The organism is Olsenella sp. SW781 (assembly GCF_012027725.1).
Classification (GTDB): domain Bacteria; phylum Actinomycetota; class Coriobacteriia; order Coriobacteriales; family Atopobiaceae; genus Thermophilibacter.
This window is the reverse complement of sequence record NZ_SJOU01000004.1, coordinates 26,788-42,833: the sequence shown is the minus strand read 5'-3', so window position 1 is coordinate 42,833 and position 16,046 is coordinate 26,788. Positions and strand designations below refer to the sequence as shown.

Annotated in this window: 13 protein-coding genes; 2 read left to right on the top strand and 11 right to left on the bottom strand. The window is 70.5% G+C overall.

Annotated elements, in window-relative coordinates:
• Positions 1-40 precede the first annotated feature (40 nt).
• Positions 41-1,585 carry an LCP family protein gene (locus E0L17_RS03210; RefSeq protein ID WP_167929821.1) on the top strand — a complete coding sequence of 515 codons (1,545 nt, stop codon included), beginning with the start codon at positions 41-43 and terminating at the stop codon, positions 1,583-1,585.
• A gap of 208 nt (positions 1,586-1,793) precedes the next feature.
• Here E0L17_RS03210 and ychF read toward each other — a convergent pair whose 3' ends face one another.
• From ychF to E0L17_RS03195, 3 genes are all read right to left on the bottom strand, one after another.
• Positions 1,794-2,870, bottom strand: coding sequence for a redox-regulated ATPase YchF (gene ychF, locus E0L17_RS03205; RefSeq protein ID WP_167929820.1), 1,077 nt, complete (start codon positions 2,868-2,870; stop codon positions 1,794-1,796).
• A gap of 10 nt (positions 2,871-2,880) precedes the next feature.
• Positions 2,881-4,188, bottom strand: coding sequence for a 4Fe-4S dicluster domain-containing protein (locus E0L17_RS03200; RefSeq protein WP_167929819.1), 1,308 nt, complete (start codon positions 4,186-4,188; stop codon positions 2,881-2,883).
• 80 nt (positions 4,189-4,268) lie between these two features.
• The gene (locus tag E0L17_RS03195) at positions 4,269-5,261 is read right to left on the bottom strand and encodes a glycosyltransferase (RefSeq protein WP_167929818.1); all 993 of its coding nucleotides are present in this window, start codon (positions 5,259-5,261) and stop codon (positions 4,269-4,271) included.
• Between the two features lie 92 nt (positions 5,262-5,353).
• Here E0L17_RS03195 and E0L17_RS03190 point away from each other — a divergent pair, with 92 nt between their 5' ends.
• Positions 5,354-6,472 carry a glycosyltransferase family 2 protein gene (locus tag E0L17_RS03190; protein WP_167929817.1) on the top strand — a complete coding sequence of 373 codons (1,119 nt, stop codon included), beginning with the start codon at positions 5,354-5,356 and terminating at the stop codon, positions 6,470-6,472.
• A 94-nt stretch (positions 6,473-6,566) separates the two neighbouring features.
• Here E0L17_RS03190 and E0L17_RS03185 read toward each other — a convergent pair whose 3' ends face one another.
• The 8 genes from E0L17_RS03185 to E0L17_RS03150 form a co-directional block, all read right to left on the bottom strand.
• Positions 6,567-7,484, bottom strand: coding sequence for a radical SAM protein (locus E0L17_RS03185; RefSeq protein ID WP_167929816.1), 918 nt, complete (start codon positions 7,482-7,484; stop codon positions 6,567-6,569).
• Positions 7,447-9,783 carry a formate C-acetyltransferase/glycerol dehydratase family glycyl radical enzyme gene (locus E0L17_RS03180; RefSeq protein ID WP_167929815.1) on the bottom strand — a complete coding sequence of 779 codons (2,337 nt, stop codon included), beginning with the start codon at positions 9,781-9,783 and terminating at the stop codon, positions 7,447-7,449. The genes E0L17_RS03185 and E0L17_RS03180 overlap by 38 nt, the downstream gene beginning before the upstream one ends.
• Positions 9,784-9,819: 36 nt before the next feature.
• Positions 9,820-10,884 carry a glycosyltransferase family 2 protein gene (locus tag E0L17_RS03175; RefSeq protein WP_167929814.1) on the bottom strand — a complete coding sequence of 355 codons (1,065 nt, stop codon included), beginning with the start codon at positions 10,882-10,884 and terminating at the stop codon, positions 9,820-9,822.
• A gap of 161 nt (positions 10,885-11,045) precedes the next feature.
• Positions 11,046-11,831, bottom strand: coding sequence for a hypothetical protein (locus E0L17_RS03170; protein WP_167929813.1), 786 nt, complete (start codon positions 11,829-11,831; stop codon positions 11,046-11,048).
• A 33-nt stretch (positions 11,832-11,864) separates the two neighbouring features.
• Positions 11,865-12,782 carry a putative manganese transporter gene (locus E0L17_RS03165; protein ID WP_353652940.1) on the bottom strand — a complete coding sequence of 306 codons (918 nt, stop codon included), beginning with the start codon at positions 12,780-12,782 and terminating at the stop codon, positions 11,865-11,867.
• A gap of 34 nt (positions 12,783-12,816) precedes the next feature.
• On the bottom strand, positions 12,817-13,614 hold the full coding sequence (truA, locus tag E0L17_RS03160; protein WP_286163258.1) for a tRNA pseudouridine(38-40) synthase TruA: 798 nt from the start codon (positions 13,612-13,614) through the stop codon (positions 12,817-12,819).
• 76 nt (positions 13,615-13,690) lie between these two features.
• Positions 13,691-14,449 carry an energy-coupling factor transporter transmembrane component T family protein gene (locus E0L17_RS03155; RefSeq protein WP_167929810.1) on the bottom strand — a complete coding sequence of 253 codons (759 nt, stop codon included), beginning with the start codon at positions 14,447-14,449 and terminating at the stop codon, positions 13,691-13,693.
• Positions 14,442-16,013, bottom strand: a complete 1,572-nt coding sequence (locus tag E0L17_RS03150; RefSeq protein ID WP_167929809.1) for an ABC transporter ATP-binding protein — start codon at positions 16,011-16,013, stop codon at positions 14,442-14,444. Before E0L17_RS03150 ends, E0L17_RS03155 begins: the two co-directional genes overlap by 8 nt.
• Positions 16,014-16,046: the final 33 nt, after the last annotated feature.

The window sequence follows — 16,046 nt, the reverse complement described above, 5'->3', positions numbered from 1 at the left end:
CTCGCGGGGCCGTGTGCCCCCAACGACAGAAGGGTCCCTCGTGCCCGACAGGAAAAAGCACAAGCGCATGACCCGCGCGGAGCAGGCGCGTCTCTCGGACAACCTCTACGGTGGCGCGTCGCAGTTCGAGCCCGTCGTGCAGACCCGCGGCACAAGCCGCCGCTCCACCCCCGCCGGCAGCGCGACGAGAAGCGCGCCGTCGCGCGCCGACGGCGTCGACGCCTACAAGCGCCGCCAGCGCCGCAAGGGCCGCGGCAGGGTCCTCAAGGTCTTCCTCATCACCGTCCTCGTCCTTCTCGCCGGGGCGGGCACCGCGCTCGGGCTCTACCTCGCGGACATCAACAGCCGCTTCAACGAGGGGGTCTCCTCGGAGCTCCGCCAGCAGCTCGTGGCCGTGGAGCCCCAGGAGCCCTTCTACATGCTGCTCCTCGGCGTCGACAAGAGCGAGGGCCGCTCTGAGGAGTGGGGCGAGGACGCCTCCAACTTCCGCGCCGACACCATCATCCTCGCGCGCGTGGACCCGCCCGCGCAGAAGGTGACGCTCGTCTCCATCCCGCGCGACACGATGGTCGACATGGGCTCCAACGGCGAGCAGAAGATCAACGCCGCCTACTCCTTCGGCGGCGCCGCGTACATGGTCGACGTGGTGTCGGACTTCGCGGGCGTCGACATCTCCCACTACGCGGAGATTGACTTCGAGCAGCTCATCTCCATCGTCGACACCATCGGCGGCATCGAGGTCACGCTCCCCATCGCCATCCACGACGACTTCGCCGTCATCGACCTGCCCGCCGGCACCCAGACCATCAACGGCGAGCAGGCGCTCGGCCTCTGCCGCGCCCGCCACGCGTACGACGACTACGGCGGCGGCGACTTCTACCGCGCCGCCAACCAGCGCATGGTCATCGGCGCCATCGTGAAGAAGGTCCTGCAGCTCGGCGACCTCACCACCATGGCGGCCACGGTCTCGGAGCTCGCCAACAGCGTGACCACCGACTTCAGCGTGACCGACATCGTGGGCCTCGTGGGCCAGTTCCGCAGCTTCGACACGGACAACAACATGTACTCCGGCCAGGTCCCCACCATCTCCGAGTACATCAACAACCTCTGGTACGAGATCGTGGACGAGGACGCCTGGGACGAGATGATGGAGCGCGTCAAGGCGGGCGAGTCGCCCTACTCCGACGCCAGCCAGGACTTCACCGCCGGCGTCGCGGGCTCCATCGGCAGCGGCACCAACATCTCGAACGGCGATGGCACGAGCCCGAGCTCCGATGCCGACGACGCCCCCTCCGTCGAGCCCACCTACTCCGGCGACGTCATCGTCCTCAACGGCACCGGCATCGCCGGGCTCGCGGGCAACGCCGCGACGGACCTCGCCGTGGCGGGCTTCGACGCAGTCTCCGGCAACGCCTCCGAGGGAGGCGTCACCACCACCGCGATCTACTACAACGGCAGCTCCGAGAGCGCCGCGGTAGGCGTGGCCGAGACGCTCGGGGTGAGCTCCTCGCAGGTCCACAAGAACGACGGGACCCACTCCACGGAGTATGACGTGGTCGTCATCCTGGGGTCCGACCTCGGGTAGCGCAGGCGAGAAGAACCTGCCGAGAAGAACGGCGACTCGCGCCCCGCACGCCAAACGACGTGCGGGGCGCCCTCGTTTTTCCCAGCCGGTAAGACCGCACCAACGACGAGGCCCCGAAGGCCCCCTCCCAAAGGTTCCTGAGCGCATAAGCGCGAAGCACCTTTGGGAGGGGGCCCTCGGGGCCTACCCTCGACGTTGCATGCGGCCGCTACACGTTGAAGCGGAAGTGCATCACGTCGCCGTCCTGGACGACGTAGTCCTTGCCCTCGATGCGGAGCTTGCCGGCGTTCTTGCAGCCGGCCTCACCTCCGAGCGCGACGTAGTCCTCGTAGCTGGCGACCTCGGCCTTGATGAAGCCGCGCTCGAAGTCCGAGTGGATGACGCCGGCGGCCTCGGGGGCCTTGGCGCCCACGCGCACGGTCCAGGCCTTGACCTCCATCTCGCCCGCGGTGAAGTAGCTCTGCAGGCCCAGCAGGCGGTACGCCGCCTGGGCGAGCGTCTCGAGGCCGCTCTTCTCCAGGCCCAGGTCCGCCAGATACTCCGCGGCCTCATCGGGCTCGAGCTCGGAGAGCTCGGCCTCGACCTTGGCGCAGATGGGGATCGGCGTCACGCCGTCGATGGGGGCGAGCTCCTCGCCGAGCTGGTCCTCGTCCACGTTGGCCACGTAGAGGATTGGCTTCATCGTAAGAAGGAAGAGGCCCTTGGTCTCGGCGCGCTCCTCGTCGGTCATCTCCATCGTGGCGGCGCGGTTGCCCTCGTTCAGCCAGGCGAGCAGGCGGGCCGCGACGCTGGCCTTCAGCGCGAGCTCCTTGTCGCGCTTGGCCTCCTTCTCAAGGCGCGGGAGCTGCTTCTCCAGGCTCTGGATGTCCGCGAGGATGAGCTCGGTCATGATGGTGTCCGCGTCGCCCGCAGGGTCGACGAAGTCGCCCACGCGACCCACCTCGCGCATGACGTTGGGGTCGGAGAAGTAGCGCACGACCTCGCAGATGGCGTCGGTCTCGCGGATGTTGGCAAGGAACTGGTTGCCCAGGCCCTCGCCCTCGTTGGCGCCCTTCACGAGTCCGGCGATGTCGACGAACTCGACCGTGGCCGGCACGATGCGCCCGGGGTGCACGATGTCCGCCAGCTTGCCCAGGCGCTCGTCGGGCACGTCCACGATGCCCACGTTGGGGTCGATCGTGGCGAAGGGGTAGTTGGCCGCGAGGCCACCCTTCTTGGTGAGCGCGGTGAACAGCGTCGACTTGCCCACGTTGGGCAGGCCCACGATACCGATGGAAAGCGACACGTTCTTCTCCTTACTTCTTGCTCTTCTCGGCGGCGGGGCTGGAGGGGGCATCGGAGTCGTCGAGCTTCTCCAGCGCGTCCGCCACGCGGTTGAGCTGCTTCTTGCCCTCGTCTAGGTACTTTGTCGCCTGCTCCTTGGCCTGGGCCTTCTTGCGCGCGACCTCCTCGGCCACCTTGTCCGGCACCACGAGCTCGTGCACGTCCATCGGCTCCATGGAGAGCGCGCCGTCCTCGCAAACGGTCACGCACGCCCCGCAGCTCACGCAGTAGGGGCTGCGCACCGTGATGTGGCCCTTCTTGTCGAGGTCGATCGCGCGGGTGGTGCATGCCTTGGCACAGTCTCCGCACATGGTGCAGAGCGACGAGTCGCACACCGGGACCTCGAGCCTCACCAGGTCGGCGAGGCCCTCGTCATGCTGGAGCGCGCCCATCATGAGCTTGCGGCTCTGGGTGAGGACACGCTGCCGGTTAGTGGACGTCTTGGCGCCCACGGCGGCCTCGAGCTCGCGCTGCAGGCGGTCGAGCCGCTTGGTGTGGTCGGAGATCTTCTGGGCCACCGCCTTGGCGCCGGCAAGCGCCGGGTTCGTCCGCGTGACGAGGCGCTCGGCGGAGTGGATGGCCCCGCTCACGAACTGGCTCCGCTTGTAGGCGCGCGTGAGCTCGTGCGTGAGCGCCGCATCCTCGACCTCCAGGCCGAGCGCGGCGTCCGCCCACTCCTCGGCGGTGCCGATGGCGTCGGTGTAGACCTCCTCGCCCGTGGTGGTGCGGCACCGGTCGCAGATGCCCACCGGCAGGTAGACGTTGATGTTGTCGTAGTCGGCGAGCAGGGAGAACCACAGCTCGCGCGGGATGGATCCCACGCACGCGAGCACGATCTCGTTCTCCTTGGGAACGCGCTTGAGCGCGCGCGTGCACGTGACGTAGCACTGCTCGTAGGCCGAAGCCGCGCGGGCGATCTTGTCGTAGACCTGGCGCGGGGCGTGGCGGCGCGTGGAGAACGTCTCCGTGGGGCACACCGCGGCGCACAGGCCGCACTTGCGGCAGTCGTCGCCGATGAGGACGGACTGGTTGTGAATCGTGATCGCGTGGACCGGGCACGCCTCCAGGCAGCGGGAGCACACGTCCTCGCGCCCCGACGCCACCCTGAGGCATCGGTTGGAGTTGGCGAAGGGCTTCTCCTTGTAGTCGGCAGGGTTGAAGACCTTGCGCTCGGTCTCGCCCGTGATCGAGCTCACCATCGAGCTGGGCAGGTCGGACAGGGCGCGCCAGTCGCTCTGCAGGTCAATGAGCTCGTCCAGGAAGTCGCGCTTCTCGGCCACGTGAGTCCTCTCCACTTGGGTCAGCCGCATAGGGGCAACACATGATTGTACGCCATGCCGACCCCGCGGCCGCCCACTCCCTACCGAAGCGGCGGCATCGGCTCCCAGGTGGGGTCGTGGAGGATCCGCCGCGCCTCGCGGTGGCCCGCGACGAGCCGGCGCATCCCCGAGACCAGGTGCGAGCGGTCGACGATCAGGATGCGACAGAGCTCCTTCGCGAAGGTGAGCAGCGTCCCCAGGGCAAAGCCGGGCGCGCTGTAGTCCCCGTGGAGCATGAAGTAGCGCGCCAGGTACCCGCGGTTGCGCGTGATGTAATAGCGCGTCATATCAGAGGTGGAGTTGAGCTGGCGCACGGACCCCACGGCCTGGTTGGCCACCTCGCGCCGGCGCGAGAGCACGTAGTCCGGCACGTAGTAGACGGGCGTCACCTTGCTGGCCAGGTAGCCGTAGAGCGCGTCGTCGAGGTAGATGAAGAAGCGGGCGTCGGGAAAGCCGATCTGGTCGACCACCCCACGCGAGAAGAACCCGCCCTCGAAGCAGAGGGCGTTGCACAGCTTGTAGCGCTCCCCCGGGCGCCAGCCGTCGCGCGAGAGCGGGTTGTAGATCGCCAGCCGGGGCCAGAAGCGGTGCTGCCAGAAGAAGTGCCCGTCGTCGAAGTCCCGGCGCAGGCCCATGACGGCCTGGGCCTCCTCGCTCCAGCGGGCGAGCGTCTCAAGGCCGTCCGGCTCAACCGCGACGTCGTCGTCCATGACCCAGAACCACTCGGCGCCGAGCTCGTGGGCGCGGCGCACGCCCTCGGAGAAGCCGCCGGAGCCGCCGGTGTTCTCCTCCATGGGATCGTAGACCACGCGCCCCGCGCCGCCCTCGGCGTCGAGGTCGTCGGTCGTGTCGCCCCAGAGCGCGCGGGCGCGGCCGGAGAACTCGCCCACGATCCGGGCCGTCTCGGGGGAGTTCTCGTTGTCCACCACCACCACGCGCCACGGCGCCACGGTGAGCCCCAGGATGGACTCGAGGAGCCCCGCAAGGAGCCCCTGGCGCTTGAAGGTCACGATGACGATTGCGGGACGCCTCATCCCCCACCTCTCACTCCGTCGCGGGCGGTCGCCCGGCAGGCTTAGTCCGTATAGTATAGGGTACGTCTACTCGGCGGATGACAGGGAGGCACATGAGCGATTTCCAGACGCGCGGCGGGGGCAGCCTCGTCTCGGTGGTCATCCCCATCTACAACGTGGAGGGAACGCTCGACGAGTGCCTCTCGAGCGTCGAGGCGCAGACGCATCGCGAGCTTGAGATCATCTGCGTGAACGACGGCCCCGCGGACGGCTCTGCGGCCATCGTGCACGAGCACGCCGCGCGCGACTCCCGCATCGTGGTCGTGGACAAGCGCAACGAGGGCTACGGCGCCTCCTGCAACCGCGGCATCGCCATCGCCCGCGGGACCTGGGTCGCCATCGTGGAGCCCGACGACGCCCTCGAGCCCACGTGGTTCTCGGACCTCCTCGCCTGCGCCGAGGCGTACGGCGGGGCCGGCGGCGTCGACGTGGTGAAGGCGCCGTACTGGCGGGAGCTCCCCGCGCGCGACGGCGGCGAGCCCACGCGCGTGACCTGCCCCTACGCGGGTCGGGTGCGGCCCAGGACGCAGCCCTTCCCCGTGGGGGACGGCATCGAGCTCCTGCTCCACCACCCCGCCATCTGGGCCGCCCTCTACCGGCGCGGCTATCTCGTCGAGCGGGGCATCCGCTTTCTCGAGGTCCCCGGCGCGGGCTGGGCGGACAATCCCTTCCTCGTTGAGACCCTCTGCCGCACGGACCGCATCGTCTACACGGACCGTCCGGGCTATCGCTACCGGGAGCGCGACCTCAACGAGGCGGAGGCCTTCGCCGCGCGCTCCCCGCTCGTCCCGCTCACGCGCTGGAACGACATGATGGACGCGGCGGCGCTCGCCAACGTCAGCGACCCGCGCGTCCTCGACGCGCTCGCCGTCCGCGGCGTCAACTACGCGCTCATCACCGTCGGCGCAGTCGGCGAGGGGGACGAAGAGGTCAACGCCCTTCTCGCCAGCTCGATGGCGCGGCTCGACGACGGCCTGGTCTTTCGCAGCCCCCGCATCAGCCCCGCCGGCAAGCGCCTCTTCGCGCGCGTGCGAGGTCTTGAGGCGCCCCGCGCCGCGAACGTCCCCTACTATGCCCACCTCGCCGGCGAGGCAGCCTACCGCCTGCGCGCAAACGGGCCCGCGTTCGTGCTCGAGACGCTGCGCCGGCGCCGCGAGGGCGGCCGCATGTAGCCACGTCGGGCAGGCCGACTCGGCCCCGGTCGCACAACCCGACAAATTGGGGCGATTTCGCGCGGAAATGTCGCCTTATGCGACCTCGCGCGCCCTACTCCCCGTGCACCACCGCCCTGAGGCCGGCCGCCTCGCAGCGATCGACCACGCCCGCGACGTCCCGCTCGGCAAGCTGCGGCACGCCGCGCAGGTCGTAAGCTCGCCCAAGGGAGTCGTATTTGCCCTGGCCCAGCTGGTGGAACGGCAGCACGTCCACGCGCGTGACGCCGAGCTCTCCGATGCGAGCCACGTTGGCGTCCACGCAGGCGGCGTCGTCAGTGAACCCGGGGATGATGGGCATCCGGGCAATCACGCGACCGCCGGCGCTGAGGACGGAGCGCACGTTGGCGTCGCGCACGTCGGGGTCGATGCCTGTCACCTCGAGGCTGCGCGCCCGGTCGGCGATCTTGAAGTCCACGAGAAAGGCGTCGCAGGCCGCCACGAGCCGCCTCACGTCGGCCAGCGGCAGGGCGAGCGTCGACTCGATGGCCGTCGATATGCCCGCCCCATGGCACGCCTCCAGAAAGGCGCAGAGGAAGTCCTGGCGGAGCAGGCACTCCCCGCCCGAGACCGTCACGCCGCCACCGCTCTCCTCGTAGAAGGAGCGGTCGCGCACGACCTCCGCAAGCAGGTCTCCCACATCGCGCGTCCGGCCGAGAAGCTCCTTGGCCCCCGTGGGGCAGTCCTCGGGCCGCGTCTGGCAGGGGCCGCCGTCGGGGCGCGGAGAGCAGCGGATGCAGAGCCGCTCCTTGAACGAGACCTCCGGCTCGCTCGAGAGGTTCTCCGGGTTGCAGCACCACGGGCACCGGAAGGGGCATCCCTTGAGGAAGACCACCGTCCGGATGCCCCCGCCGTCATGGAGCGAGAAGCGCTGGACGTTGGTGATGGCGGCCGATTCCGTGCCAAATAAACCTGACGTCAGTGGCGCGGGCATGTCAGGAGAGCTCGTGCTCGGTGCGGTTGATGATGTCATCCTGGATCGCCTTGGCAAGCTCGACGAACATCGCGGAGTAGCCCGCGACGCGCACCACCAGGTCGCGGTGGTCCTCGGGGTGGGCCTGGGCGTCGAGGAGCGTCGTCCGGTCGACGACGTTGAACTGGATGTGCTGGATCTTGAGCCGGCAGAAGGCGCGCAGGTATGCCACGAGCCGCGCGAGGCCCGCCTCGCCCTCGAGCGTGGACGGCGAGAACTTGACGTTGAGGAGCGAGCCGTTGGTGTCGAGCACGTTCTCGAGCTTGGAGACGGACAGCAGGCTCGCCGTTGGGCCGCTCTTGTCGCGCCCCACCATGGGCGAGAGGCCGCCGTCGGCGAGCTGCTCGCCGGCACGGCGCCCGTCGGGAGTGGCCCCCACGGCCGCGCCGAGCGGTATGTGGGCGGAGACCGTGTAGCTGCCCGGCTGGAAGCGCCCGCCGCGCGCGTTCTCGTACCGGGCGACCTCCTCGCCATAGTGCGAGAGAACGCGCCGCCCGATCTGGTCGACCTCGTCGACGTCGTTCCCGTACTTCTCGTATCGGTTGATGAAGCGCTGGCGCCACACCTCGTCGCCCGCGCCCCGCCAGTCGCGCTCGAGCATCCCGAGCAGCTGCGCCCAGGTGAGCGCCCCCTCCTCGAAGACGGCCCGCTTGACCACGTAGAGCGAGTCGGCCAGGTTTGCGGTGCCCACGCCCTGCACGCCCGAGGGGTTGTAGCGGGCGCCGCCGGACGTGATGTCGGCGCCGCGCTCGAGCGAGTCGTGCACGAGCACGGAGAGCAGCGGCGTGGGCGAGGTCGCGCGGTGCGCCTCGTCGCAGACGTTGCAGCCGCGCGCCATGAGGGACACGTAGTGGTCGATGGTGGCCTCGACCTCGCGCACGAGCGCCTCGAAGTCGTCGAAGCCCTCGGGATGGGAGCGCATGGCCAGCTCCATGCAGCGCACCATGTTGAACATGCAGATGTCGTGCAGGCCGTACATGCGCCCGGGGATGGAGAGCTCCACGCAGCCCACGACGGCGTAGTCGCGCGCGTCGGCGAGCGTCACGCCACGACGGGCGAAGGACTCGACGTTCACCTCGTCGTTGAAGCACTGCGGCAGGCCGTCGCCCAGGCGGATGACCTCGGCCGCCTTGCGGAGCAGCGCGTCGGGCGCGCCCGCATGCAGGCGCACGCTCAGGTTGGGCTGCGGCAGGCGCGTGTCCCGCTGGAGGTCGAGCAGCAGGAGCGAGAGCTCGTTCGAGGCGTCGCGCCCCTCGGCGTCCACGCCGCCCACGACGAGGTTGTAGCCCGTGGGGAAGCCCGCGAAGAAGCGGGCGCTGTCCGTGGAGCGCACGAAGACGACCGTGTTGGTCTTGAGGTAGAAGCACTGCAGAAGCTCGCGGACCTGCGCCTCCGAGGCGCCGGCCGCCACGCTCGCGCGGTAGTACGGCAGAAGGTACTGATCCATGCGCCCCAGGGAGATGGAGCTCGCGTTTGACTCGTGCTGCAGCGCCACGCAGAGAAGCCAGGTGAGCTGGAGCGCGTCATAGAGGTCCCGGCAGGGCTCCGTCGCCACGTGGGCGAGCACGTCCGCCATCCGGGAGAGCTCGCGGGCGCGCCCCGGCGTCGAGGCGGGCGCGACAGAGGCGTTCGGGTCCGCGACCGGGCGCCCCTCGGCCGCGTCGCGCACGATGCGCTCGTAGCGGCGGACGTAGTCGGTGACGGCGCGCACGCACAGGGCCCCCGCCCGGAGGAAGTCGTTATCGGGCGCGGCGTCGCGACGCTCCTCGACCTCGGCGAGAAGGGACCCGAGCCCGCGGTCGAGCACCTTGCCGATGTCCGCGATGATGTGCCCCTGCCCCTTGTCCGTCTGCGCCACGGCGAAGACGCGGTCCTTCTCGGCGGCCGCCACCTCGCCCGGCCGATGGGCCACGTACCAGTCGTTGAGCGAGCGGCCCGCCCAGAAGGGGTAGAGCACCTCCCGGTAGGTCCGCTTGTCCTCCTCGGACACGTCGAAGGTGTCCTGGGGGCGCACGGGAAACTCGTCGAGCTCGTCAAGGATCCAGTACGGGGACATCTCGGGCGAGACCACGCCAGCGCGCGGCTCCTCCGTGCGGTTGCCCACGAGCAGGTCGTCCCCGTCGACGACGATCTGGTGACGCTCGAGCACGCGCCTGAACGCCATCGCCCGGCGCATGGCCACCGGCTCGCCCTCGGTCTCGAGGTAGCTCTCCCGATAGAGGAGCGCCCGCTCGAGCGAGATCCGGCGCGGGCGGGCGAAGAGGGCATCCTTTATGCGCTGCGTGCGAGGTGTGAGCATGATTCCTCCGGGTTTCGTACGTAACCTAGAATCATTCTATACAAAGAGGTCAGGGGTGACGTCCGCAATACCCGGACGAATGAGGGAGATCAGGCGCGTCTGCGCGCACACGAGGGGGACGTTCCGCGCCCGTATGGGGGCGAGCATGGCCCGAACCGCGCTGCCCCGCGGGCGCGCGACGCTCGCCGCCACCTGGGCGCGGTCGGTGTCGATCATCTGCGCCACCAGGCGGCGCTGGTCGGCGGAGCCCATGCGGCTCCCCCGCCCGCAGACGCGCTCGACGCAGTCCATGAGCTGCTCGATGTAGCGGTCCTGAATCGCCTCGACGCTCGCGGCGTCCCCGTCGAGCCCCCAGCTCTCGTAGAGGGCGAGAAGGGCGGCGTGCTCCTCCTCGAGCCGCCGATAGCCGTCCGCCACGTCGCGAGGCCCGCGCGGGATGCCCCGGGAGACGTGGTAGCGGGCGCCCGCGACCACGGCCACCCGCTCGACGTCGGCGAGGCAGCGCGTCACGAAGGAGTGGTCGGACCCGCTCCCCTGGGAGAAGCGGGCGCCGCATCGCTCGACGAGCGCACGCGAGAAGAGCTTGCCGCTCGCGGGGAGGAGCTGCCCCTCCGCGAGGAGCTGCCAGGCATAGGAGCGAAAGTCGTGCTGCGTCGGAAAGACGCGCGCCTCCGACGCGACCTCGGCGCGCGCCGAGCGGCCGCCGCCCACGGAGAGGGAGAGCGAGAATCCGCCGATGACGAGCTCGAGCGCGCCCGACTCCGCCCGCTCCGCGAGCTCCTCGAGCATCGTCGGGTCAGCCCAGCCGTCCGCGTCGAAGACGAGCAGGTAGTCGCCGCGGGCGCGGTCGAGCGCAAGATTGAGGGCGTCCTGGCGCCCGCACTCCCCCGCCTGCGCCACCGAGACGCGCATGTCCCGGTCCGCGAGCGCCGAGAGCAGGCGCGTCGTCTCGTCGGTCGAGCCGGCATCCACGACGATGAGCTCGAAGTTCCCAAAGGTCTGGTTCTGGAGGCTCTCCACGGCGCGTCGCACGGTCTTCTCGGCGTCATGGGACACCATGAGCACCGAGACCTTCGGCGATGTCGGCGTGTAATGCGTCATGCCCGCGTCCTTCTGCCCCGTCGCGGGGCAACGTGCCAGACCACGAAACCTAGGGTATCAGGCACAGACGCGCAGCTGAACGCACGCGGAAAGCCTTGGCAAAATGAGCACAGTGATGGACGTCACGTGTACGTCGGACGCCCCGCGCAGACGGCCCGGCCCTATGCCGCCGGGACGATGAGCCCGAGCGTGGCGCAGAGCTGCACGCGGTCGACGAGCTGCAGCCCCGTCTCGACGACGTTGCCCGCCTCGTCCGTGACGGTCTCCGGGGCGACCGGCGCCTCCGCCACGGCGATGTTGGCCGTCCCAACGGAGGAGAGCGACTCGGCGAGGGCGAGAAGATCCGCCGCGTCCATGTCCGTCCTCATCTTGGCGAGCAGGCCCGAGGCCGAGCGCACGAGCTCGGAAGCGCCCGTCCCCGCAAGCGAGGCCGCCTCTTCCACGACGTCCCCCGTCGCCACGACCACGTGGTCGAAGGAGGCGCCCGTCGCCTGGGACAGCGGCGCCACGCACGCGGAGCCCCCGGACGCCGCGAAGAGGTCCGCCACGGAGGAGGCCGTCTCGCCCGAGGTCACCCGCGCCGTCACCGGCACGTTGGCGAGCACGGCCGTGCCCTGGGTGCGGTTGACGTCGAGGATCCTGACGGCCGAGAGCGCGCCGGACTCGAGGTCGTCCGTCGTGAGGAGAAGGACGGTCTCGTGGTCGTCCGTCGAGGCGACGTAGGAGGTCCCCTCGGTGACGGTCGAGGCGGGCTGGGCGGAGAGGGAGTCCGAGAGCCCGACGTCGCCAAGGCGGCTCTCGAGGGTCACGCGCTCCCAGACGAAGTGGACTATCAGGGCGGCGGCGGCAAGCACGACCACGCACACGACGGCGCCGATCACGTTCCGGTACGGGCCTCCCTCAGGAACGTCGGTCCTCTCGAAGCGCTCCCTCTTTCGCATCGGCATGGCCCTCGCCTCCCCTTCTCGCGCGACCCAAATCTACAACAGGATACCCGAGGCCCCCGCCACAAGGCCAATCACCACCGCGACCACGTACACGAAGACCGTGATCGCCGCGTTCTGACGCACGTCGGCATTGGTGCGCCAGAGCACGAGCAGGCCGACGCCGCCCGACGCAAGAAGCCCCGCGAGCATGGGGCCCGCGCCGAGCACGCCGTCGAGGTAGAGCTCCGTGATCGCCACGCTCGCCCCGCAGTTGGGAATGAGTCCCACGAGCGCCGCGAGGAAGGTCGCGCGCACGGGGTGGTTGGCGAGAAGCGCGCCGAGGGCGTCTTGCCCCACCAGCTCGATCAGCAGGCCAAAGGCGAAGGTCACCACGTAGATGAAGAAGGTCACCTGAACCGTGTGGACGAGCGCGGAGCGCAGGATCGCCCACCTGCCATGGCCGTGCCCATGGCCGTGCCCATGGCCGTGCTCGTGGCCCCCGTCGTCGCAGCGGCAGTGCTCGCGCTCGCAGAGCTCGTGGATGTGCAGGTGACCGTCCCCCGCGCGATGCCAGAGGCGCAGCGCCACGTCGACGAGCAGCCCCACCGCAACGCCCGCGGCGACCTTGGCGCCCACGATGGCGAGCATGCGCGCCAGGGGCTCCTGATGCGCCAGGAACACGGGCACCATCTCGTCCGAGGTCGAGAGGATCACCGCGACGAGCGTTCCCGCCGTGACCACGCGCCCCGCATAGAGCGTCGCCGCCATCGCGGAGAACCCGCACTGCGGGAGCGCCCCCAGGACCGCCCCCACGACGGGGCCCGCCTTGCCGGACCGCTCGACGGCGGCCTGCACGTGCGCGCTCGCCGAGTGCTCTATCGCCTCCATCGCGAGGTAGGTGACGAGCAGGAAGGGAACCAGCTCGAGCGTGTCCCAGAGGCTGTGCTCGAGCACGTGAACGATGAGCTCCACGGCATCCTCCAAACAGGCATGCGCCCGAAGGAGGCTACTCCCAGGGCGCCAGAGTTAGCTCGGGGTATTCTACCCCGACGAAGGTCAGTCCTTTCGCGGGCGCGCAGGGGCCGGCCGCCGTGCGCTCGCGCACCGCGAGCACCCCCTCGACCCAGGACGGGTCGCGGTGCCCTCGCCCCACCTCCACGAGCGTCCCGGCGATGGTGCGCACCATGTTGTGCAGGAACGCGTTGCCGGTCACGTCGATCGCTACGAGCTCCTCGCCCGCCTCCTCGACCCGCGACACGTCGAGCGCGGACACGTAGCGGCAGGTCGGCTTGTCCACGGCCGAGGAGGCCTTGCAGAAGCTCCTGAAGTCATGCTCGCCGAGCAGGGGCCTCGCCGCGATCGCCATGGCCTCGACGTCGAGCCGCCCCCGGTACCACCATGCGTGGTCCCACGCCAGCACGGGGCGCGCCTCCGTCGTGGCGATTCGATACCGATAGCTGCGGCTCACGGCGTCAAAGCGGGCCGAGAAGCCCTCGGGGGCCCGGTAGATGCCCCGGATGGAGATGTCATCCGGGGTGAGCGCCACGAGCGAGCGGACGAGCCTTGCGCCCGGGAGCGCGAGCTCCTCGCCCGAGACGGGCACGCTCACGTACTGCGAGAGCGCGTGGACGCCCGCGTCGGTCCTGCCGGCGCAGACGAGCTCGCAGGGGCGCCGGAGCGCGGTCTCGAGCGCGCGCCGCAGCTCCCCCGCGACGGTGCGCACGCCGCCGGGCTGCTCCGCGAAGCCGGCAAACCCCGCGCCGCGGTAGCCGAGCCGTATGACGAGGGTCCCGCCGTCTGACATGGGTCTCCTTCCTTCCCTCATGCAAGGGTAGCACGGCCGCCGCGAGGCGGCGCCCCGACCGGGGCGCCGCCTCGCCCTAGGCGAGCAGCGCGCACGCCGCCCATGCCGCCACGCCGAGAAGGACCGCGACGTCGCCGCGGGCGAGGCGACCCCGCATCGAGGTCTGCTCGCCCGTGAAGCAGCGGTCCTCCATCGCGGCGGCCAGCTCGTCGGCGCGGCGGAAGAGGCTCACGACAAGCGGCACGAGCACCTGCCCCCAGCCCGATAGGCGCCTGATAACGCCCCCCTCGTCAAGCCTCGCGCCACGCGCCCGCTGCGCGCACCTGATGCGCTCGACCTCCTCGGAGGCGAGCGGGATGAAGCGCAGGGCAACCGACACGGCCGTCGACAGCCCGCCCACGGGCACGCCCAGGCGGGCGAGGGGCGCCATGAGCGCGGCGATGCCGTCGGCAATGGCGGGCGGCATCGTGGTGGACGAGAACACGAGCGCAAGGCCCACCACGATAACGATTCTCACAATGGCCGTGGCCGAGCGCGCGAGGCCCTCTACCGAGACCCCCGGCTGCCCCACGAGCACGACGCCGTTCGCCAGAAGGGAAATGCCCAGGATGACGAGCGCCGGTCGAAGCGCCATGAGCACGCGGCGCGGTGAGGTCCCGCTCGCGGCGAGCGCCACGAGAAGCCCCGCCGCCACGACGACGACCCCCCGCGGCGCGGGGGCGGCAAAGGCCGTCGCCGACGCCACGAGCAGCGCCACGATCTTCACGCGCGCGTCTATCCCGTGCACGAGCGTCTCGCCTGGTCTATATGCCCCCGGGGCAAGCATCCTACGCATGGGAATCCCCCTGCGCCATCGCCCGCGCGCGGACCAGAAGCGGCGGCTCCATGCCCGCCGCGCGGAAGAGCTCGGGCGAGCGCGCGGCCTCCTTCGCCTCGACCCGCGCAACGACGCGCCCTCTGGCGAGAAGGACCACGTCATCTGCGACGTCGAGCCACTCAGCGGCATCGTGGGTCACCACGAGCGCCGCCACCCCCTCTCGCGCGAGCGACGAGACGAGCTCGCGCAGCGCCCTGCGCGCCGGGGCGTCCAGGCCGGCGGAGGGCTCGTCGAAGACGCAGGCGCGCGGATGCGCCGCCAGGACGCCGGCAAGCGCCACGCGGCGCATCTGACCGCCCGAGAGCTCGAAGGGAGATCGATCGAGCAGGTCCCCCGCCACCCCCAGGCGCTCCGCCGCCTCGTGCGCGCGCACATCCGCCTCCTCGGGGCTCAGGCCGAGCATGCGCGGGGCGAAGGAGAGGTCCTCGAGGACCGTGTCAGCAAAGAGCTGGTCCTCGGGGCGCTGGAAGGAGAGGCCGACCTCCCCCGCGCTCACGGGCGCCCCATCAAGCAGCGCGCCTCCGGCGTCAGGGGCGAGCACCCCGGCGAGCGTGCGCGCCGCCGTGGTCTTGCCCGACCCCGAGGCGCCGAGCAGGAGCGTGACGCCCGAGCAGGCGAGCGTGACGTCGTCCAGCGCGACGAGCCCGTCATAGCTGACGCTCGCGTTCCGGAGCTCGAGCCTATGCCGTCCCGAGCGCCCGACCTCCCCTCCGGGGACGTCCGACCCCGTGAGCACGGCGGCAAGGGCGGCGGGATCGGGCCGCTCCCCCAGCATGCCGCCGCCCCTCACGAGCTCGGCCAGGGGGGCCACAAGCGGGTCGTCGGCAAGGCCGCTCGCCTTGAGCGCACCCTCGGAGCGCAGGAAGTCGTCGGGGAGCCCCTCCCAGGCGATGCGGCCCCCCTCCAGCACGACGACGCGCGAGGCGCCGAAGAGCGCCTCGGGACCGTGCGCCACCTCGAGAACGCCCGTCCCCCCACGCACGAGACGGCGCACAAGGTCGGCGATGACGGCGCGCGAGGCCTCGTCCAGATGGGATCCAGCCTCATCCAGAACGAGGTAGCGCGGCTCCATCGCAAGGACGCCCGCGAGGGAGAGGAGCTGCTGCTGACCCCCCGAGAGCTCGTCGGTCATGCGGGTGCGCAGCCGGTCGATCCCGCACGCCTCCAGGGCTCTCTCAGCGCGCCTCCGCACCTCCTCCCGGGGCAGGCCGAGGTTGCGAGGGCCAAACTCGACCTCATCGAGCACGAGTGGGCTCACGATCTGGTTCCTGGGGTCCTGGCGCACGTAGCCGACCGCGGAGGCGATGGCCCTTCTCGTCTCGGGGGTCGATGCGACGCCATCCACGGCCACCTCGCCGGAGCGGGCGGCCAGCGAGCCGTTCACGAGCCGGGAGAGGGTCGACTTGCCAGACCCGTTCCTCCCGAGCAGCACGACGCGCTCGCCGGGGCGCACGACGAGCGAGACGCCGCGCAGAACATCGGCGGTGCCGTAGGAGAACCCCACGTCACTTAGCTCGATCATGCGCTCACCTCCCGTTCGTACTTCTCGACAGCC

Bases quoted from the DNA above. Each gene is read 5' to 3' on its own strand.
- E0L17_RS03195 (WP_167929818.1), bottom strand. From the start codon at position 5,261: ATGAGGCGTCCCGCAATCGTCATCGTGACCTTCAAGCGCCAGGGGCTC.
- E0L17_RS03190 (WP_167929817.1), top strand. From the start codon at position 5,354: ATGAGCGATTTCCAGACGCGCGGCGGGGGCAGCCTCGTCTCGGTGGTC.
- E0L17_RS03185 (WP_167929816.1), bottom strand. From the start codon at position 7,484: ATGACATCATCAACCGCACCGAGCACGAGCTCTCCTGACATGCCCGCG.
- E0L17_RS03180 (WP_167929815.1), bottom strand. From the start codon at position 9,783: ATGCTCACACCTCGCACGCAGCGCATAAAGGATGCCCTCTTCGCCCGC.
- E0L17_RS03175 (WP_167929814.1), bottom strand. From the start codon at position 10,884: ATGACGCATTACACGCCGACATCGCCGAAGGTCTCGGTGCTCATGGTG.
- E0L17_RS03170 (WP_167929813.1), bottom strand. From the start codon at position 11,831: ATGCCGATGCGAAAGAGGGAGCGCTTCGAGAGGACCGACGTTCCTGAG.
- truA (WP_286163258.1), bottom strand. From the start codon at position 13,614: ATGTCAGACGGCGGGACCCTCGTCATACGGCTCGGCTACCGCGGCGCG.
- E0L17_RS03155 (WP_167929810.1), bottom strand. From the start codon at position 14,449: ATGCGTAGGATGCTTGCCCCGGGGGCATATAGACCAGGCGAGACGCTC.
- E0L17_RS03150 (WP_167929809.1), bottom strand. From the start codon at position 16,013: ATGATCGAGCTAAGTGACGTGGGGTTCTCCTACGGCACCGCCGATGTT.